Source organism: Caulobacter sp. GW821-FHT12A07 (assembly GCF_058807655.1).
In genome coordinates, this window is sequence record NZ_JBXAQX010000002.1 from 73165 (window position 1) to 91434 (window position 18270).

Genomic DNA, 18270 nt, shown 5'->3' on the forward strand with positions numbered 1-18270 from the left:
GCAAGGATAGACCATAGGGTGCGGCGTGTGGTCGCAGGCTTTGACTCCAGAGGTCGAAGCGGGTGATATTGATCCGTGTTCTGAGTATTTTCGAATACAGTGGAGCGGGGCTCTCCACTTTGGAGCATTCGACGATTTTGCATCTTTGACGCGAATCGTGAGATAAAGCCGACGTACGGCCGCAACCGGGGGACGGGGCCGCGCGTATTCGAACAAGGCCGAGCTTCGGCCGAACGCGCCAAGGACGCGCCCCCGATGAACGCTCCCCCGCCTCTTCCCCTGGTCCGCCCGATGCTGTGGCTGGCCGCCGCCGCCTTCGCGACGGGTTTCGGCGGCTACCTGCTGGTGGGCCTTAGCGCGCGGTAATCCCCTCTCTCAAAGAGAGAGGGGTCACAGCTTGCCTTAGCGCCCGCCGGTCGAGCCGAAGCCGCCGGCGCCGCGGTCGGTGTCGTCGAGGCTGGCGACCAGGCTCCAGGCCGCCTGCACCACCGGCGCGATGACCAGCTGGGCGATGCGGTCGCCGCGGCGGATCACGAAGTCCTCGGCGCCCAGATTGGCCAGGATCACCTTCACTTCACCGCGATAGTCGCTGTCGATCGTGCCCGGCGAGTTCAGGCAGGTGATGCCAGCCTTGGCCGCCAGGCCCGAGCGCGGCCGCACCTGGGCCTCGAAACCGGCCGGCACGGCGAAGGCCAGGCCCGTCGGAACCATGAACCGGGCGCCCGGCTTCAGGGTCAGGGGCGCGTCCTCCTCGACGGCGGCGCGCAGGTCCATGCCGGCGGCGCCGACCGTCTCGTAGGCGGGCAGCGGCAGGCCATGGGCGTGGGCGAGCTGGACGACGGGAATGTGGGGCGTGGTGGTCATAGAGCTTCCGCGATGCGTTGGGCGATGGAGCGGGCGACGTCGTCCTTGGACGCGCGTTCCCAGCGTTCGGTGTGGTCCTTGGCGATCAGCAGGACGGCGTTCTCCGTCCCGCCCATGACGCCCGGTTCGGTCACGTCGTTGGCGATGATCCAGTCGCAGCCCTTGCGCGCCAGCTTGGCGCGGGCATGGGCCTCGACGTCGTCGGTCTCGGCCGCGAAGCCGACCACCAGTTTCGGCCGGTTCGGGCCGGAGGCGGCCAGGGTCGCCAGGATGTCGGGGTTCTCGACGAAGGTCAGGGCCGGCGGGCCGCCCTTGTCCTTCTTCAGCTTGGAGCCGAACACCTCGTCGACCCGCCAGTCGGCGACGGCGGCGACGAACACCCCCACGTCGGCCGGCAGGGCGGCCTGGGACGCGGCCAGCATCTCGCGGGCGGTCTCGACATCGACGCGCTCGACGCCCGGCGGGGTCGGCAGCGACACCGGCCCGCTGACCAGGGTGACCTTCGCGCCGAGCTTGGCCAGCGCGCCGGCGATGGCGTAGCCCTGGCGACCGCTGGAGCGGTTGGTGATGCCGCGCACCGGGTCGATCGGCTCGAACGTCGGACCGGCCGTGACCAGGGCGTGCTTGCCGGCCAGCGGCCAGGCCTCGAAGATCTCCTCGGCCGGCGTGTTCAACATTTTAACTATGGCGGCGAAGATTTCCGGCGGCTCGGCCAGGCGGCCGGGGCCGAACTCGCCGCAGGCCATGGCCCCCTCGTCGGGCCCGACGAAGCTCACGCCGTCGGCCTTCAGGGTCGCCACGTTGCGCTGCGTGGCCGGGTGCAGCCACATGCGCACGTTCATGGCCGGCGCCATCAGCACCGGCTTGTCGGTGGCGAGCAGGGTGGTGGAGGCCAGATCCCCGGCCAGGCCGTTGGCGGCCTTGGCGATCAGGTCGGCGGTGGCGGGGGCCACCACCACCAGGTCGGCCGAGCGCGACAGCTGGATGTGGCCCATCTCGGCCTCGTCGGTCAGCGAGAACAGATCGTCATAGACCTTGTCCTCGGAGAGCGCGGCCAGCGACAGCGGGGTGACGAACTCCGCCCCAGCCTTGGTCAGGATCGGCCGCACGCCAATGCCCGCCTTGCGCAGCAGGCGGGTCAGCTCCAGCGCCTTGTAGGCCGCCACGCCGCCGCCGACGATCAGGAGCACGCGCTTGCCGCCCGGGATGTCGCTCACCTTGAAGGCCTCTCGTCCGCCGGTTCCCCTCCGCGCATAGAGCGCCTCGCGCCCGCAGGCAATCGCGCTGGAAGACCGCGCGCGGAAGATGCACGAGGGGACTCGACTCGCGTACCCTTTTCGTTCACCAATCGTTAAGATTGCAAAATCGGGGAGCGAGCGAGCATGACGGGAGCGTTGCGTTTCGGACTTCTGGCCCTTTCGGCCGCCTTGCTGGCGGGCTGTGACGGCGGGGCGTCGGCGGTGAAGGCCGCCAAGGGCGGCCAGGTCGCCTCCAGCGAGGGAACCAGCAGTAGCGGGGGCGGCGCTCCGGCGGCCGCCGGCGAGGTCGCCGACGCCTCCGGCGCGGCAAGGCAGGCGGCTGACCCGCGCGATGCGCCGGTGCAGCTGATCGCCGGCCGGCCGATGTGGGCCGCCAACAGGACGCGCACCGCCGAGGAGAACGCCCAGCGCGGCTTCGAGCGGTTCGGCGAAGCGTTCGGCGCCAGCACCGTCGACGACTATGTGAAGAAGACCCACGCCTTCGTCGCCAAGCCGCCGGCCGGCAGCCAGACGCTCAAGCGCGCCAATGGCGACACCCTGATCTACGACCCGGCCGGCAACGTCTTCGCCGTGGTCACCCGGGCCGGGGCGCCGCGCACCATGTTCAAGCCCGACGACGGGGCCGACTACTGGCGCAAGCAGAAGGAAGGCCAGGCCCGCCGCACAGCGGCATCCGACCGGCGGGGCAGCGAAGGCGGCAACGGCTGAACGCCGGCGCCCGCAACGAAATGGGGGAGACGAACCATGAGGGAGCAACCGGTTCCGGACGCGGCCCTGCGCGACGGGGGCGCCACCGAGATGGCGCGAGTCTGGGTGGCCGAGCACGGCCTGCACTGCAGCCTGCGGATCGGGGTCTATGACGACACCCCGATCGACGAGGCGCGGGCCTGGGGGATGATGCTGGCCGACCTGCTGCGCCATGTCGGCCGAGGCCTGTCGGCCTATTACCAGCGCGAGGCCGGCGAGGTGGTCGAGGCGGTTCTCGAAGCCATGCGCGACGAGCTGGCCGCCCCCACGACGCCGATCGAGGGCGGCCTGGCCGACGCGCCGGAGACGACGCCCAGGGGGCCGGCGCCCCGGTCGCACTGAGCCGCCAGGCTTGGATGTCGAGACGAGGGGGATGTGTCCCGGCAAGGCGTGCGCTAGGTCACAGCCATGGACGAGGCGCGGCGGCTAAGGGGCCTGGATCCTGCCGGACCAAGGCCTGCGCCGCCGGGGGCGCGCACGCCGGACATAGACGAGGGGGAAGGACAATGATCGATCGGCGGGCGTTGCTGGGCCTCCTGGCGACCACGGGCGCGGCCACGGCGCTCGATCGGGCGGTCGCGCGGGGCCTTGCGCCGGAGGAACGGCAGGGGGGACGGCCGGCGACCTTCGCGCCGCCCGACCGCGCCCTGAAGGTCGAGGTTCCCGGCGGCCGCGTCTATGTCCGGATCAACGGGAGGCTGGATGGCCCGCTGGCGCCGGTGGTCTTCGTGCACGGCGGACCGGGCGGGACGCACGCGGGCTTCCTCGACGCCCTGGCCCTGGCCGACGAGCGGGCGGTGATCCTCTACGATCAGCTGGATTCCGGCCTGTCGGACCATCCGATGAACCCGGCCAACTGGACCGTGCCGCGCTTCGTCGACGAACTGGAGGCCGTGCGCACGGGCCTGGGGGTTTCGCGCTGGCACGTCGTCGGCCACAGCTGGGGCGGGACGGTCGCCCTGGAATACGGCGCGCGGCGGCTGCCGGCCCAGGCGGGGCTGTGCCTGGCCAGCCCCCTGGTCTCGACCCGCAGCTGGATCGCCGACGCCGAGACCCTGCGCGGCGACCTGCCCGCGCCGGTGCGCGACCAGCTGGTGCTGTGCGAGACGGCGCCCCCGGCTCCGCCGCCGCCCAAACAGGCCTGCGCGGCGGCCACCGACGCCTTCTACGCCGCCTTCCTGACCCGTGAGCGGCCCTCGCCGGCCCACCGCGCCTATCGCCCGCCCGGCGATCGCGGCTTCAACGAGACCCTCTATCGCGCCATGTGGGGTCCGACCGAGTTCTCGGCGACGGGAACGCTGAAGACCTATGACGGCGAGCCGCTGCTCAACCGGCTGGACGGCAGGCGCACCCTGTTCATGGTCGGCCAGTACGACGAGGCCCGGCCGGTCACCGCCGAACGCTTCGCCCGCCGCGTCGCCGGATCCGAACTGGCCGTCGTCCCCGGCGCCGGCCACGCCACCTTCACCGACCGCCCGGAAGAGACCGTTACAGTGCTGCGCCAATGGCTGAGGCGGCAGGACAGGCTGGGCTGAGGGCCGGGCCGGCCTGAAAGATCCTCCCCCTGAAGGGGAAGGTCTCGGCGAAGCCGACGGAGGGGGATGTGACTCCCCTCCGGCCCTACGGGCCACCTCCCCCTTCAGGGGGAGGGTCTATAGCGACAACTTCGCCGTCTCCTACCGCCGCTTCTTGCCCTTCGCGGCGGTCGTCTTCTTCTTGCTCGCGCCCTTGGCGGACTTGCCCTTCACCGCCTTGCCCTTGGCGGCCTTGCCCGAGCGCAGGGCCGAAGCCTTGCCGCCCTTCTTCGCCGCGGCGGCGCACTTGGCCTTGGCGGCCTTCAGGGCCTTGCCCTTCTTGCCCTTGGTGACGCAGGGCGCGGCCTTGGCCGGCGCGGCGGCGACGGTGCGGGCGGCGGGAGCGACGCGGGGCGGCCAGATCACCGGTCCGCGCGCGGCGCTGGCGTAGCCGGCCGGCAGGATCGGCATGCCGGTGCGCTCGACGCTGACGGCGACCGGGGCCGCGCCATCCTCGGCCAGGCGACCGCTCCAGCCGCCGTCGGAACCGCCGCTCAGCGACAGGGTCGAGCCGATCCCGGCCCTGGCCATGAACCGCACGGCCGCGCCGCCGTCATAGGTGCGCTCGACGCTGTCGATCAGCCCGGTGGAGCCGACCGCGCCCTTGCGGCGCAGGTCTCGCCAGGCGCCCTCGACCGGACCGTAACCGCCGGCCGGGTCGACGATCTGCAGGGCGTAGAGGGCGGTTCCGTCGGCGCCCCGGATCATCCAGCCGCCGTCGAGCGGACCCTGCAAGCCTTGCGCGGCGGCGATCGAGCCCTTCACCCGCAGCTCATAGGCCTGCTCGACGCTCATCGCCCCGCCGGCCGCGGCCGGAGCGGCGGGCTCGGGGGCCGGGATCGGCAGGATGGTCGCCTTGTGGCGCGGGGCGGGCGCGGCGGCCGGGGCCTCGTCCTCCTCATCGGTGGTCTGGGGGCCGCTGGCGGCGATCAGGTCGGCCAGCGGATCGGCGGCGGCCGGCGAGGCCACGGGCGGGGCCCCAGGCTGAGCGACCGGGGGCGCGGCGACCACCGGGATCGCCGGCGCGGGAACCGGGGCCTGGGCGGCCACGGGCGCCGGGGCCGTCGTCACCACCGCGTCAGGCGCGGAAGCGGCCGGAACAGCGGCGGGGGCCGAGGCCTGGGCCAGGGCGACGACCGGGATCGACAGCAGGGCGACCAGCGAGACCGACAGGGAAACGGACGGCAAGACGAGGCGACGCATGGATTTCCCTATCAGCCCGCCGTCTTCGCGGCGATGGCCTCGGACACGGCCACCAGGCGCTGGGCCTGAACCAGATGCAGGCGCTCGGCCATCTTGCCCTCGACCCGCAGCGCGCCCTTGCCGGCGTTGTCCGGGTCGGCGAAGGCGGCGATCACTGCCCGGCTCCAGGCGATCTCGTCGGTCGAAGGCGAGAACACGCGGTTGCAGATTTCCAGGTGCTTGGGGTGGATCAGGGTCTTGCCGTCGAAGCCGAAGTCCACCGCCTGGCCGCAGACGGCCTCCAGGGCTTGGAGGTCCTCGATGTCGTTGTGCACCCCGTCGAGGATGGACAGGCCGTGCCCCCGCGCGGCCGCCACCGACAGCGACAGGATCGGCAGGAAGGCCTCACGGCCCGGCGTCTGCCGCGCCCGCATCTCCTTGGCCAGGTCATTGACCCCCATCACCCAGGCCGACAGGCGCGTGGTCTTGGCGGCCCCTGCGATCTCCCACAGGTGGAAGGCGGCCTTGGCGGTCTCGATCATCGTCCAGAGTTTGGTGTGGATCGGGGCGGCGTGCAGCGCCGCGTCATAGGCGTGGACGTCGGCGGCGTCATTGACCTTGGGCACGAGCACCGCGTCGGGGCCGGCCTCGGCGGCGGCCTTCAGGTCGTCGGCGCCCCAGGGGGTGTCCAGGCCGTTGGTGCGGATGACGATCTCGCGCGGGCCAAAGCCCCCGGCCTTGACCGCGGCCACGGCGGCTTCGCGGGCGGCGAGCTTCATCTCCGGCGCGACGGCGTCCTCCAGGTCGAGGATGATCACGTCGGCGTCCAGCGTGCGCGCCTTCTCCACGGCCTTGGCGTTGGAGGCGGGCATGTAGAGGGCGCTGCGGCGTGGCCGGGCGATGTCGGTCATGAGGCTCTCGAGGCGCGGGATCGCGAAACCTGTAAAGCACCTGCCGCGCGGGCCGAAAAGCGGAGATATCGCGGCGGGCGAAGCGCCCGCTACCGTCTCGGGGGAAGCCATGGCGGGAAAGCGGCAAACGGGGTTAAGCTCGCCACATGACGACGCGCCCCACGCCCACGCGATATGACGAGACGGCCCGCAACGTCCTGGGCGGCGAACTGGTCCCCTGCTCGCTGGATCCGGTGACCGGCTTCTACCGCAACGGCTGCTGCGAGACCGGCCCGCACGACCTGGGCCTGCACACCGTCTGCGCGGTGATGACCGAGGAATTCCTGGCCTTCTCCAAGGCGTCCGGCAACGACCTGTCGACCCCGCGTCCCGAATTCGCCTTCCGCGGCCTGCGGCCCGGCGACCGCTGGTGCCTGTGCGCCGGTCGCTGGCGCGAGGCGCTGGACGCCGGCATGGCCCCCCAGGTCATTCTGGAGGCCACCCACGAGGAGACCCTGGCGATCGTCTCGCTGGGCGTGCTGAAGGACCATGCGTCGGCTTAAGGCCGACGCGCCTGGCAGCCGGACGGGAGCCCCGATGGTCGATTACGAGCGCAGGCTGCTGATGCTGGTCGGGCTGATCGCCCTGGCCTTCCTGCCGCTGCTGGCCGCGTCCCTGGTGTTCCTGTCGCAGGTTTCGACCGCGCAGGACCGGCTGGACGCCCTCTACGCCCGCACGGTGATCCTCGCCCACGAACTGCGCGGCGAGAAGATGCGGCAGAATTCGCTGGTGCCGGTGATCGTGCTGACCGGCGACGCCGCGCCGCTGGGCGAGCTGAAGCGTTCGAACGAGCAGTTCGACAGCCTGCTGGGCCAGCTGCGCGGCCTGGCGCGCGACACGGGCGCCCACACCACCCTCGATACGGTGGCCGCCCTGCAGCGCCGGCTGCTGACCATGCAGGACACGGGCCTGGCCAAGCGGCTGGGCGGCGCCTCGCCGGCCGAGGCCAACGCCTATTTCCAGCGCAACGCCGTGCCCCTGTCGGCGGAGCTCAACGCGGCCATCGACCGCTTCGCCGACCAGGCGACCGCTGGCTACCAGGCCGAGCGGGCCCACAGCCAGCGCGTGGTGCGGGGCGTGTTCTGGGTGCTGGCCGTCGCCTCGGTCTGCGCCTTCGCCTTCTGCGCTTTCCTGGGCCGGCTGCTGCTGCGCCTGGTCGAGCAGAAGCGCGCCTACGACCAGGCCGCCGCCCGCCTGGCAGAGCGCGAAAAGTCCATCTCCCTGGCCCGCAAGGAAGCCGTCGAGATCGTCGCCCACGACCTCAACAACCCGATCACCACCATCCTGTTCGCCAGCGAGAACCTGCTGGCCGAGCCCGAGCTCGACCACCAGCCGCGCATGAAGGGGGCGATCGAGAACATCCGCATGGCCACCGAGACCATGCGTCGGCTGATCCGCAACATCCTCGACCATTCCAAGATCGAGGCCGGGGGCCTGGTGCTGTCGAAGGAGACGGTCGACCTGCGCCGGCTGCTGGCCGACGTCGCCGGCCAGTTCGAGGCCTCGGCCGCCCGCAAGGGCGTGGCCTTCTCCTACGCGCCGCACGGCGACCTGGACGCGGCCGACGCGTTCCTCGAAGCCGACGGCGCCCGCCTGGAGCAGGTGGTGGCCAACCTGCTGTCCAACGCCATCAAGTTCACCGCCCCCGGCGGCCAGGTGTCGCTGACCAGCGAGATCTCCGACGCCGCCGTGGTGGTCGAGGTGCGCGACACCGGCTGGGGCATGACCGAAGAACAGGCCGCCCGGATCTTCGACCGCAACTGGCAGACCGACGCGGCCGCCGCCCACGGCAACGGCCTGGGCCTGACCATCAGCAAGGCGATCGTCGAGGCCCACGGCGGCCGCCTGGGCGTAGACAGCCGCCCCGGCGAGGGCTCGGCGTTCCGCGTCACCCTGCCGCTGGCGGCCTGAGGCGGCGAGGCGTCAGACCCGCACGCCCCTGACCTTCGCGGCCAGGGTTTCCAGCCTGTCCATGTCAGCCTCCGACAGCGTCAGCGTCGCCGCCGCGACGTTCTCCTCCAGGCGCGACCGCCGGCGCGTGCCGGGGATCGGAACCATGGCCACGCCCAGCGCGCGGGCGCGGGCGTAGAGCCAGGCCAGGGCCGTCTGAGCCGCCGTGATCCCGTGCGCGGCGGCGATCGCCTCGACCTCGGCGACCAGCCGGTCGTTGCCGTCCAGGTTCTCGGCCGCAAAGCGCGGGAAGTTCAAGCGCGCATCGTCCTTGGGCAGCGCGCGGGCGAAGTCGCGACTGGTCAGCAGACCCCGACCCAGCGGCGCGAAGGGCACGATGGTCACGCCCAGGTCGGCGGCCAGCGGCGCGATCTCGTCCTCGATGTCGCGGCTGAACAGCGACCATTCCGATTGCAGGGCGGCGATCGGATGGATCGCATGAGCCTCGCGCAGTTCGTCAGGCTCGACCTCGCACAGGCCCAGCTGACGCACCTTGCCCGCGCTCACAAGCTCGGCCATCGCGCCGACGGACTCGGCCAGCGGCACGGCCTTGTCGCGGCGGTGCATGTAGTAGAGGTCGATGGTCTCGACCCCGAGCCGTTGCAGCGACCGCTCCACGGCCGCGCGGATGTGTTCGGGGCGGTTGCTGAGGCTCCAGTCGTCGGGCGTCTGCGGCGTGCGGACATAGCCGAACTTGGTGGCGACCAGGGCCGCGCCCCGGTTCCGGCGCAGGAAATCCGCCAGGAAGGCCTCGTTGGCGCCCAGCCCGTACATGTCGGCGGTGTCGAACAGGGTCACGCCCAGGTCCAGGGCGCGGTCCAGCGTGGCGCGGGCCTCGGCCTCGTCGGTCGCGCCGTAGAACTCGCTCATGCCCATGCAGCCCAGCCCCTGGGCGCCGATGGAAGCGCCGCCGCGCCCGAGTTCGACCTGGGGAAGGGCGCGCGAAAGGTTCGTCATGGAAAGGCTCCGAATGGGTGACGAACAGCTCTATAAGTGTGGACCATGGTCCATGGTCAAGGAGCCGTCGGCATGCTGATCTCGGAGTTCGCCCGCGTCGCCGGCCTGCCCGTCGACACCGTCCGGTTCTATGTCGGCAAGGGACTGCTGCGGCCCGAACGGGGCGGCAAGGGCGGCGGCAATCCGTATCAGGTCTTCACCCGCGACGACGTCACCACCGCCCGCATGATCCGCCTGCAGCAGTCCCTGGGCTATTCGCTGCGGGAGATCGCGGCGCTGAACGAGGAGTACCGGGCGGGCGGCGGCGGGGACGAGCGCACGGCGCAGGTGCTGCGCCTGCAGATCGAGCGCCTGCTGCAACGCCGGGCCGAACTCGACGCCGGCCTCGACTTTCTGCAAGGCAAGCTCGACTGGCTGGCGGCGGGACGCCCCGGCGACGTCCCGCGCCTGGAGGACTATCTCTGCCGCGCCGAGGCCGCCAGTTCCGAGAGCCCTTCGGCCAGGGAGACGACCGGCGCATAGCCGAGCTCGCGGCGGGCCTTGCCGATGTCGAGCGTCACCTCCACGGCCGAGGCGGCGAAGCCTTGCAGGGTCAGCGGCACGGGCTTTGCGCCCCGCGAGACCAGGCCGATCAGGTCGCCCACGGCCGCGACGGCGCGCACCACGCCGCGCGGAACGACCTTGTCCGGCGCCGCCACGCCTTGCGTCTCCAACAGCGCCGAGACGAAGGTCCGGAACGCCATCGGCTCGCCGTCCGACAGGAAATAGACCTCGCCGCCGCGGCCGACCCGCAGCGCCAGGTCGATCCCGTGGCAGAGGTTGTCGATGTGGGTGGTCGAGGTCCGATAGCCGCCGCCATCGATCCAGGCCAGTTGGCCCGAACGGGCCGCCTCGACCAGCGTCGGCAGGGCCGTCGTGTCGTCGCGCCCCCAGACGAAGCGCGGCCGCACGACCACCACCGCGAAAGTCTCGTCGTTCATGGAGAGGGCGATCTTCTCGGCGGCGATCTTGCTGCGGGAATAGGAGCCGGCAGGCCGGGCCGGATAGGACCTCGTCTCATCGACGTTCCTCAGCGGCCGCCCGTCGCTCAGCACCGACTCCGTGCTCAGGTGCACGACGCGGCGCACGCCCGCGGCCCGGGCGGCGCGCAGGACGGTCCGGGTCCCTTCGGCGTTGGTGCGCATCTGCGCCGCGCCGCCATGGCCGTGGTCGGTGTCGGCGGCCGCGTGGACCAGGGCGTCGCAGCCGGCCATGGCCTGGCCGATCCCCGGATCGAGGATGTCGCCGACCACGGCGATCGCGCCCAGGGCCCGCAGGCGCTCGGCGGCTTCGGGGCTGCGCGCCAGGGCGACCACCTCGACGCCGTCGTTCAGGAAACGGCGCACCAGATTGCGGCCGACATAGCCGGCCGCGCCGGTCACAAAGAGGCGTCGCGGGCAGGCGTGCGCGCTCGTCGCCGCGCCAAGCGCGGCGGAGGGAGGGTTGGTCATGGTCTTGAAGTCCGGTTTGGGGGAGGGATCAGTCGCCCGTCGGCGGCGGGCCGTCCTGCGGCGTCGCCGAGGACAGCCATTCGATCTCGCGAACGATCCTGTCGCGCTCGGCCGGCGGGAAGTGGTGGAAGTCTAGGAACTCGAGGAACTTCAGGCCCTCGAGGGCGAGATAGGCCAGCAGAGCCCCGCGCGGCGCCGCCGAGGTGTCGAGCACCCGGGCGACCACGCCGGCCTGGTTGGCCTGCATCTTCCGGCGAAGGTCGGCGTCCAGCACCAGGGCGGCGCTGAGGTTCAGGGCGACGGCGCGGAAGTCCTCGGGCGGGGCATGGGCGCCGCCGCGGATCCGCCCGCGGATGACGGGGCTGTCCTGACCCGCCAGTTCGGCTTCCAGCGCCGCGTGGCGGGCGTTGTCGGCCGCGAACGAGCGATCGACCACCGCCTCAATCAGGGCCTGCTTGGTCTTGAAGTCGTAGATCACCGTCGCCTTGCCGACCCCGGCCTCCTTGGCCACGGCGTCCAGCGTCAGGTTGGCCGCGCCGTCCCGCGCGACGACGCGCTCGGCGGCGTCGAGAATGACCTGCTGGTCGATGACGCGTTTGCGTCCCATCTTGACTCCGATTCATAACCGACCAGATGGTTATAAATCGAGGGCAAGCGATCCGTAAAGACCGGGACGCGGATTCGCGGCGTTCTGTCGCCCCTCAGGCCAGCGGCTTCAGCTCGCCCAGCACCGTGGGGATCAGCTCCGACACCGTCGGATGGATCGGCACGGTGCGCTGGAGCACCGTGTAGGGGGCCTTGGCGTACATGACGTCGAGAATGCCATGGATGGCCTCGTCGCCGGAGACGCCGAGGATAGACGCGCCGAGGATCTGCCTGGTCTCGGCGTCGACCAGCACCTTCATGAAGCCCTGGGTCTCGCCCTTCTCGATGGCGCGGCCGACGCGGGTCATGGGTCGGGTTCCGACCAGGGCGGGGCGACCGCTGCTGCGGACCTCGGCCTCGGTCATCCCCACCCGGCCCAGCGGAGGGTCGGTATAGAGGGCGTAGGCGGTCAGGCGGTCGGTGACCTTGCGCGGGTCCCCATGGGCTTCTGGGTCCAGCAGATTGGCGGCGATGATCTCGAAGTCGTTGTAGGCCGTGTGGGTGAAGGCGCCCCGGCCGTTGCAGTCGCCCATGGCCCAGATCGACGGGACATTGGTGCGCAGGGCGTCGTCCACCTGGATGTAGCCGCGCTTGTCCAGCGTCACGCCGGCCGCGTCGAGGCCCAGGTCGTCGGTATTGGGCTTGCGGCCGACGGCCAGCAGCACGTGGGAGCCCACCACCGCCGGCGCGCCTTCGCGGCAGGACACGTGGACACGGACGCCTTCCTCACAGGGCGAAAAGCTGATGCATTCGGAATTGAGCCGGAAGGCGACGCCCTCGGCCTCGAGGATCTCCCGCACCGTGTCGGAGATCTCCGGGTCTTCGCGGCCGATCAGGCGCGGCCCCATCTCGACCACGGTCACCGCCGCGCCGAAGCGCCGGTACATCTGGGCGAACTCCAGGCCGATATAGCTGCCGCCGACGATCACCAGATGCTCGGGCAGCACGTCGAGCTGCATCATGCCGGTGTTGGTCAGATAGGAGACGTCATTCACCCCCGGCATGTCGGGCACGTTGGCGCGGCCGCCGACATTGAGGAAGATCTTCGGCGCCTCCAGCACCGCCTCGCCGACCTGCACGGTGGTGGGCGAGGTCAGGCGGGCGTGGCCTTCGAAGACGGTGAGGCCGTCCATGCCTTTCAGCCACTTTTCCACGCCGCCGCGGGCGTTGTGGACGACGGTCTGCTGGCGGGCCTTGACCGCCTTCATGTCGATCTCGACGGGGCCCTGCAGCACGACGCCGTAGTCGGCGGCGCGGCGGGCCAGGTGCGCGGCGTAGGCGCTGGCCACCAGGGTCTTGGTCGGCATGCAGCCGGTGTTGACGCAGGTGCCGCCGAACAGCTTGCGCTCGACCAGGGCCACCTTCCAGCCGGCGGCGGTCAGGCGGCCGGCCAGGGACGGCCCCGCCTGCCCTGCGCCGATGATGATCGCGTCGAACACCTGCGCGGCCATCACGACACCGCCGAGACGATCAGCCAGGCGCCGCCCAGGGCGACCACGTCCTCGATCAGGGCCGCCGGCGTGTCGCGCTTGAAGGCCTTGGCCAGGCGGGCACGGCCCTCGGCCCCGCCCAGAGTGCCGATCACCGCCCCGACCACGCCGAGGATGGCCCCGACGATCCACGAGCCGCCGGCGAAACCGATGGCGGCGCCCGAGAAGCCGCCGCTGACGATGCGAGCCCCGAACTGCGGCGGAACCTTGCGGCTGGGCGTGAAGGGCAACTGGTCAGTGACCAGCTCGACCGCCGCCAGGGCGGTGAAGATCCAGACGGCGATGTTGTTTCCCAGCCAAGCCAGCGGCGTCCCCGCCAGCGGGATCCAGCCCAGATGCGCGGCCCAGGCGACGGCGGCCGGAGCGGTCATGGCCCGCAGGCCGGCGATCACGCCGATCAGCAGGGCGAGGACGTAGAGGGTCATGCGAGAACTCCCGAGCGTCGCCGCGATCAGGCGCGCCTTGGGAGCAAACCGCAAGCGGAGCGTGCAGGCTTGGACGTTTCGGCTTTGGCGGAAGGCTGTGCTTCGATCCCTGCCTATCCCATTTATCCCGTCATTCCCGCCCTTGTGGCGGGAACCCCTCTGTCAGCCGCAAGGGCCGGTGGGGCGGATCGCCGGCGATCCGCTTGCGCTTCACCTGCAAGCGGAAGCAGGGTTTCCCGCCACAAGGGCGGGAATGACGGGAGGTATTGAGAACTACCCCTCCAGTCCGTACTCCCGCTCCAGCCGGTAGACCGAGCCTTCCCGGGTCTGCCAGCTGGAATAGAGGCCGAAGCGGTCGACCCGGAAGGCCGGCGAGTGCAGCAGGTTGTTGCGCTGGATCCAGGCGGCGACCTCGGGAACCGTGGCGCGCTTCAGATAGGCCAGGGTGACGTGCGGCAGGTAGGTGCGGGTCTCGGGCTTGAGGCCGACATGGCGGGCGGCGCTTTCGTTGGCCTTCTGCAGGCGGCGCAGCAGGGGCTGCTCCTCCACCCCCGCCCAGACGGCGTGCATGTCGGGACCCTCGCCGAAATGGCCGGCGCCCTTCAGCTCCAGGTCGAAGGCCGGGGCCTGGATCTCCGCCAAAGCCTCGTCGAGGTCGGCCGCGTCGGGCTCGGCCACGTCGCCGATGAAGCGCAGGGTGATGTGGAAGGCGTCCAGCGGCCGCCAGCGGGCGCCCTCGATACCGGACTGGCGGTCTTGCAGGGGCGCGCCGATCTCGGGCGGCACGGCGATCGCGGTGAACAGACGGATCATGCCGCCAGCTTAGACGCCCGGCGGCCGAGACGTCCATGCAGGTCCGCCCGGACTTCCGCCGGGGAACACAAACCGATAAGGGCGGGCGGCGGCTTCCTCCCCGGCCGCGACAGTCGAGGACGTTTCCATGCCGCGCTCGCCGGAGATCATCGCGCTCAGCGCCGGGTCGCCCAACCTCGTCAAAGGTCAGTGGCCCGACCGCGTGATCGACACCGTCTCGCGCGCCGAACTGCACGCCTTCAAGGTCGAGGCGCCCAAGGCCCGGGTGCTGGTCTGCGCCGGCGGCGGCTATCTGCGGCTGATGCTCGACCGCGAGGGGGTCGAGGTCGCCCTGTGGCTCAACGATCTGGGCTACGACGCCTACGTCCTGGCCCACCGCCTGCCCGGCGCGGTCGATCCCGCGACCGGCGAGCCCCACCCCGCCGACATCGCCCTGACCGACGCCCTGTCGGCGTTGGAGACGATCCCGCGCGACCTGCCGCTGTTCGTCATTGGCCTGTCGTCGGGCGGACACCTGGCCGGAACCATCGCCTGCCAGCCGGGCGTCGATGCGGCCGGCGTGCTGATCGCCTACGCCCCGATCAACGCCAACCACAAGGACTACAAGGCCCCGGCCGGCAAACCCGACTATCCGCCGGTGGAGAAGCAGGCCTTCTACGACGCCTGGCCGATCGGCATCGCCGCGCAGCCGCACGGCGTGCCGGCCTGCCCGGTGTTCCTGGCCTACGCCCTGCTCGACGAGGCGGTGCCGGTCGAACACGCGCTGAACTTCATCAGGACCGCCCGCGACCTGAAGCTCGATCTGGACGCCCACGTCTTCGGAACCGCCCCGCACGGCTTCGCCTTGCGCGAACTCGACGGTCCGCAGGGCGCCTGGCCGGGCCTTGCGGCCGACTGGATGGTCCGCAAGGCAGGGGGCTAGCGCCGGAAGCCGCCGCTGGCCGATGGTGGCGCGCTTGGATAAGGATTGGTGATGTCCGACGATCCTGACTACAGCCGCGGCTTCGGCGGCGCGGCCCTGGCCGCGCGACTGCGGCGGGCGTCCGAGCGCCTCGACCGGGACGGCGCCCGGGTCTACGCGGCCCACGGCGTGCGCTTCGAGCAGCGCTGGTACGGCGTGATGCGCCAGCTGATCGAGCATGGCCGACCGATGGCCGTGGGCGAGATCGCCGCCATCCTGCACATCACCCACGCCTCGGTCAGCGAGACCAGCCGGTCGATGGAGAAGGCCGGGGTCGTCGCCTCGGTCGCCGCGCCCGACGACGGCCGCCGGCGCCTGCTGGACCTGACCGACGAGGGCAGGACCCTGGCGGCGCGGCTGACCCCGCTGTGGGACGCCTTCAACGCCGCCGCGCGCGAACTCGACACCGAGGCTGGCGAGGTCACCCGCCTGCTCGACCGCCTCGACGACGCCTTGCAGGACCGGTCGATGTTCGACCGGATCATGGCCCGGATGACGGCGCGCGAGCCTACCGATTGACAGATATGTAGGCACCTACATAAATGGCCGCCGAACGGAGATCGCTGGTCATGACCCCCACCCGACGCGCCCTGCTGGGCGCCCTGCCCGCCCTGGCCTGCCTGCCGCGGCCCGCCTTCGCCGCGGCCCCGAAGACGCTCTCCGCCGCCGACCTCTATCGCGACGCCGTCGTGATCAACGGCAACCTGCTCCTGCCCTTCGACGACGAAAAGCCGCTGGACAAGGAGACCCGCGACCAGATCAAGGCCTCGGGCCTGACGGCGGCCAAGATGACGATCGGCGGTTCGGGCGGCGAGACCCACGCCGAGGTCGTCGAAAGCATCGCCGGCTTCGACAAGGCCATCGCCCTGAACCCCGACCTCTACATGAAGGTCGCCGGCCCGGCCGACTTCGCCCGCGCCAAGGCCTCGGGCCGGCTGGGCGTAATCTATTCGTTCGAGGCGGCCGAGATGCTGGAGGGGGATCTGGCCGCCATCGATCAGTTCCGCGACCTCGGAGTGCTGATCATGGGCCTCAGCTACAACCGCACCACCCCGTTCGCCTCGGGCACGATGTCGAAGGAGTCCACGGGCCTCACCGCCCTGGGCCGCCAGGCGGTGGCGCGGATGAACGCCAAGGGCGTGACCATCGACGTCAGCCACAGCGACGAAAAGTCTAGCCTGGCCGCCATCGAAGCCTCCGACCGGCCCGTGCTGATCACCCACGCCGGCTGCAGCGCCGTGCACGCCCATCCGCGCAACAAGTCCGACGACCTGATGCGCGAACTGGCCGACCGCGACGGGGTGATCGGGATCTACGAGCTGAGCTACCTGACGACCGCGCCGGCCCAGCCGTCGCTGGAGGTCTATCTGGCCCACCTGACCCACGCCCTGAAGGTGTGCGGCGAAGACCATGTCGGCATCGGCAGCGACGCCCTGCTATGGCCCTTCGACACCTCGCCCGAGAGCATGGCGGAGTGGAACAAGAGCCTGGAGGATCGCAAGGCCGCCGGCGTCGCCGCCCCGGGCGAAGGACCGCCGCCGTTCGTCACCGAACTGAACCGGCCCGACCGCTGCGCGATCATCGCCGACGCCCTCTCGAAGCGGGGCTACAAGGCGCGGGTGGTGGAAAAGGTGCTGGGCGGCAATTTCCAGCGGGTCTTCAACGAGACCTGGACCGGCTGAGGACCTCAGTCCTCGAAAGCGTCTTCCGCCGGGTCTTCTTCCGAAGGGCCTTCGGGTTCGCCCACCAGGTTCGGCGGATCGATCAGCACGACGCGTTCGGCCAGCTTCACTTCCGGCGCTGCGGCGCGGGTGAAGGGCAGGTACCAGGTCTGGCCGCCGAGCGGAGGCGTGATCTCGAGCAGGTCGCCAGCCCCGAAGTCCTGGACGCTCTTGATCTTGCCCAGGTCCTCGCCGGTGGCGACGTGGCGCACGGCCAGGCCGATCAGGTCGGTGAGGTAGAACTCGTCCTCGTCCGGCTCGGGCAGAGCCGAGCGGGGGACGAACAGCTTGAGGCCGCGCAGGGCGTCGGCGGCTTCCTTGGTGGTGATTTCAGCGCAGCGGCAGATCAGGCCGTCCTTGACCGGACGAGCCGAGCCGATGCTCAGGGCGGTCGAACCGTCCTGGCGCAGAAGCCGCTTGAAGCCCTTCAGGGCCATCGGCTCCTCGGTATAGGTCGAGATCCGCACCTCGCCGCGCACGCCGAAGCCGCCGGCCACGCGGCCGACCAGGATCAACGGGTCATCGGGAGAGATGGGCATCGACGGGAGACTTTCCGGGATAGAGCGCGCCAGGGTTAAGTGTGCGCGGTTAACCCGCCCGGGCGCGCTCTAGAAGAACGAAAGCCTGCCAATTGGCAGGCTCAGGCCGGTCGTAGGGGTAGAGAAGAGAATGGCGCCGCCCTCACGAGGAGAGCGGCGCCGTATCCCTTAGCCTTCCGAAGCTTCTTCAGCCGGGGCCTCGGCGGCCGGGGCTTCTTCAGCAGCCGGAGCCTCTTCGGCCGGAGCCGGAGCAGCGGCGGCTTCGGCGGCCGCGGCGGCGGCGGCTTCAGCGGCGGCGGCGGCGGCGGCCTTGGCGTCTTCCTTGGCCTGGGCTTCGGCGGCGGCGCGCTCTTCTTCGCGCTGGGCGCGCTCGGCGGTGCGTTCCTTGGCCTTCTTGCCCGGCTCGCCCTTGTTCGGGTTGTTGCCGGCGGTCCAGGTCGACAGGCCTTGGGCGGCCAGGAAGCGCGCGACGCGGTCGGTCGGCTGGGCGCCCTTCTTGAGCCACTCCTGGATCGACTCGACCTTCAGGGTCACGCGAGCCGGGTCGTCCTTCTTGAGGAGCGGGTTGTAGGTGCCGACCTTCTCGATGAAGCGGCCATCGCGCGGCGAGTGGCTGTCGGCGATGACGATCGAGTAGTACGGACGCTTCTTGGCGCCGCCACGGGCGAGACGGATCTTCAGCATTGCATTAGTCCTTGGATTT

Annotated in this window: 22 protein-coding genes; 10 read left to right on the forward strand and 12 right to left on the reverse strand. The window is 71.0% G+C overall.

Annotated features, from left to right (window positions below):
* The first annotated feature begins 255 nt into the window (after window positions 1-255).
* Window positions 256-366 carry a hypothetical protein gene (locus AC1RRS_RS04045; protein WP_233245315.1) on the forward strand — a complete coding sequence of 37 codons (111 nt, stop codon included), beginning with the start codon at window positions 256-258 and terminating at the stop codon, window positions 364-366.
* Window positions 367-402: 36 nt separating this feature from the next.
* Here AC1RRS_RS04045 and dut read toward each other — a convergent pair whose 3' ends face one another.
* Together dut and coaBC are read right to left on the reverse strand one after the other, a co-directional pair.
* Window positions 403-864 carry a dUTP diphosphatase gene (dut, locus tag AC1RRS_RS04050; RefSeq protein WP_487291294.1) on the reverse strand — a complete coding sequence of 154 codons (462 nt, stop codon included), beginning with the start codon at window positions 862-864 and terminating at the stop codon, window positions 403-405.
* Window positions 861-2072, reverse strand: a complete 1212-nt coding sequence (coaBC, locus tag AC1RRS_RS04055; protein ID WP_492854451.1) for a bifunctional phosphopantothenoylcysteine decarboxylase/phosphopantothenate--cysteine ligase CoaBC — start codon at window positions 2070-2072, stop codon at window positions 861-863. The genes dut and coaBC overlap by 4 nt, the downstream gene beginning before the upstream one ends.
* 174 nt (window positions 2073-2246) lie before the next feature.
* On the opposite strand from coaBC, the gene AC1RRS_RS04060 reads away from it, so the two are divergent.
* From AC1RRS_RS04060 to AC1RRS_RS04070, 3 genes are all read left to right on the forward strand, one after another.
* Window positions 2247-2831: a hypothetical protein gene (locus tag AC1RRS_RS04060; protein ID WP_492854057.1), complete on the forward strand. Its 585-nt coding sequence runs from the start codon at window positions 2247-2249 to the stop codon at window positions 2829-2831.
* Window positions 2832-2867: 36 nt separating this feature from the next.
* Window positions 2868-3212, forward strand: a complete 345-nt coding sequence (locus AC1RRS_RS04065; protein ID WP_492854058.1) for a DUF5076 domain-containing protein — start codon at window positions 2868-2870, stop codon at window positions 3210-3212.
* A gap of 164 nt (window positions 3213-3376) precedes the next feature.
* The gene (locus AC1RRS_RS04070; protein WP_492854059.1) at window positions 3377-4405 is read left to right on the forward strand and encodes a proline iminopeptidase-family hydrolase; all 1029 of its coding nucleotides are present in this window, start codon (window positions 3377-3379) and stop codon (window positions 4403-4405) included.
* Window positions 4406-4546: 141 nt separating this feature from the next.
* Here AC1RRS_RS04070 and AC1RRS_RS04075 read toward each other — a convergent pair whose 3' ends face one another.
* Both AC1RRS_RS04075 and AC1RRS_RS04080 read right to left on the reverse strand, forming a co-directional pair.
* The gene (locus AC1RRS_RS04075) at window positions 4547-5647 is read right to left on the reverse strand and encodes a hypothetical protein (protein ID WP_492854060.1); all 1101 of its coding nucleotides are present in this window, start codon (window positions 5645-5647) and stop codon (window positions 4547-4549) included.
* Between the two features lie 11 nt (window positions 5648-5658).
* A complete protein-coding gene (locus tag AC1RRS_RS04080) occupies window positions 5659-6537 on the reverse strand; it encodes an HpcH/HpaI aldolase/citrate lyase family protein (protein ID WP_492854061.1) in 879 nt (292 codons plus the stop codon).
* Window positions 6538-6683: 146 nt separating this feature from the next.
* Between AC1RRS_RS04080 and AC1RRS_RS04085 the strand changes: the two genes are divergently transcribed.
* The gene (locus AC1RRS_RS04085; protein WP_487291304.1) at window positions 6684-7079 is read left to right on the forward strand and encodes a DUF2237 family protein; all 396 of its coding nucleotides are present in this window, start codon (window positions 6684-6686) and stop codon (window positions 7077-7079) included.
* A 34-nt stretch (window positions 7080-7113) separates the two neighbouring features.
* Window positions 7114-8487 (forward strand): sensor histidine kinase, encoded by a 1374-nt coding sequence (locus tag AC1RRS_RS04090; RefSeq protein ID WP_492854062.1) that lies wholly within the window; start codon window positions 7114-7116, stop codon window positions 8485-8487.
* Window positions 8488-8499: 12 nt separating this feature from the next.
* Here the strand turns inward: AC1RRS_RS04090 and AC1RRS_RS04095 are convergent, their stop codons facing one another.
* Window positions 8500-9483 (reverse strand): aldo/keto reductase, encoded by a 984-nt coding sequence (locus tag AC1RRS_RS04095; protein ID WP_492854063.1) that lies wholly within the window; start codon window positions 9481-9483, stop codon window positions 8500-8502.
* Window positions 9484-9555: 72 nt separating this feature from the next.
* On the opposite strand from AC1RRS_RS04095, the gene AC1RRS_RS04100 reads away from it, so the two are divergent.
* Complete coding sequence (locus AC1RRS_RS04100) at window positions 9556-10005, forward strand: MerR family transcriptional regulator (RefSeq protein WP_492854064.1); 450 nt, start codon at window positions 9556-9558, stop codon at window positions 10003-10005.
* On the opposite strand, the gene AC1RRS_RS04105 is transcribed toward AC1RRS_RS04100, so the two are convergent.
* The 5 genes from AC1RRS_RS04105 to thpR all read right to left on the reverse strand — a co-directional run bounded on the left by AC1RRS_RS04105 (window position 9939) and on the right by thpR (window position 14346).
* Window positions 9939-10973, reverse strand: a complete 1035-nt coding sequence (locus AC1RRS_RS04105; RefSeq protein WP_492854065.1) for an NAD-dependent epimerase/dehydratase family protein — start codon at window positions 10971-10973, stop codon at window positions 9939-9941. The two genes, AC1RRS_RS04100 and AC1RRS_RS04105, sit on opposite strands and share 67 nt — an antisense overlap.
* Before the next feature lie 28 nt (window positions 10974-11001).
* The gene (locus AC1RRS_RS04110) at window positions 11002-11580 is read right to left on the reverse strand and encodes a TetR family transcriptional regulator (RefSeq protein ID WP_492854066.1); all 579 of its coding nucleotides are present in this window, start codon (window positions 11578-11580) and stop codon (window positions 11002-11004) included.
* A 94-nt stretch (window positions 11581-11674) separates the two neighbouring features.
* Window positions 11675-13069: an FAD-containing oxidoreductase gene (locus AC1RRS_RS04115; protein ID WP_492854067.1), complete on the reverse strand. Its 1395-nt coding sequence runs from the start codon at window positions 13067-13069 to the stop codon at window positions 11675-11677.
* Window positions 13069-13533 carry a DUF4126 family protein gene (locus tag AC1RRS_RS04120; protein ID WP_492854068.1) on the reverse strand — a complete coding sequence of 155 codons (465 nt, stop codon included), beginning with the start codon at window positions 13531-13533 and terminating at the stop codon, window positions 13069-13071. The genes AC1RRS_RS04115 and AC1RRS_RS04120 overlap by 1 nt, the downstream gene beginning before the upstream one ends.
* A gap of 273 nt (window positions 13534-13806) precedes the next feature.
* Complete coding sequence (gene thpR, locus AC1RRS_RS04125; protein WP_487291318.1) at window positions 13807-14346, reverse strand: RNA 2',3'-cyclic phosphodiesterase; 540 nt, start codon at window positions 14344-14346, stop codon at window positions 13807-13809.
* 127 nt (window positions 14347-14473) lie between these two features.
* On the opposite strand from thpR, the gene AC1RRS_RS04130 reads away from it, so the two are divergent.
* Genes AC1RRS_RS04130 through AC1RRS_RS04140 form a run of 3 tightly spaced genes read left to right on the forward strand, consistent with a single transcriptional unit; the run spans window position 14474 to window position 16989 of the window.
* The gene (locus AC1RRS_RS04130; protein ID WP_492854069.1) at window positions 14474-15268 is read left to right on the forward strand and encodes an alpha/beta hydrolase; all 795 of its coding nucleotides are present in this window, start codon (window positions 14474-14476) and stop codon (window positions 15266-15268) included.
* Between the two features lie 51 nt (window positions 15269-15319).
* A complete protein-coding gene (locus tag AC1RRS_RS04135; RefSeq protein WP_492854070.1) occupies window positions 15320-15826 on the forward strand; it encodes a MarR family winged helix-turn-helix transcriptional regulator in 507 nt (168 codons plus the stop codon).
* 50 nt (window positions 15827-15876) lie between these two features.
* A complete protein-coding gene (locus AC1RRS_RS04140; protein ID WP_492854071.1) occupies window positions 15877-16989 on the forward strand; it encodes a dipeptidase in 1113 nt (370 codons plus the stop codon).
* A gap of 5 nt (window positions 16990-16994) precedes the next feature.
* Here the strand turns inward: AC1RRS_RS04140 and rimM are convergent, their stop codons facing one another.
* Entirely contained in the window at window positions 16995-17567 is a 573-nt protein-coding gene (gene rimM / locus AC1RRS_RS04145; protein WP_492854072.1) for a ribosome maturation factor RimM, read from the reverse strand.
* Between the two features lie 168 nt (window positions 17568-17735).
* Window positions 17736-18251, reverse strand: coding sequence for a 30S ribosomal protein S16 (gene rpsP, locus AC1RRS_RS04150; protein WP_110121190.1), 516 nt, complete (start codon window positions 18249-18251; stop codon window positions 17736-17738).
* Between the last annotated feature and the right edge of the window lie 19 nt (window positions 18252-18270).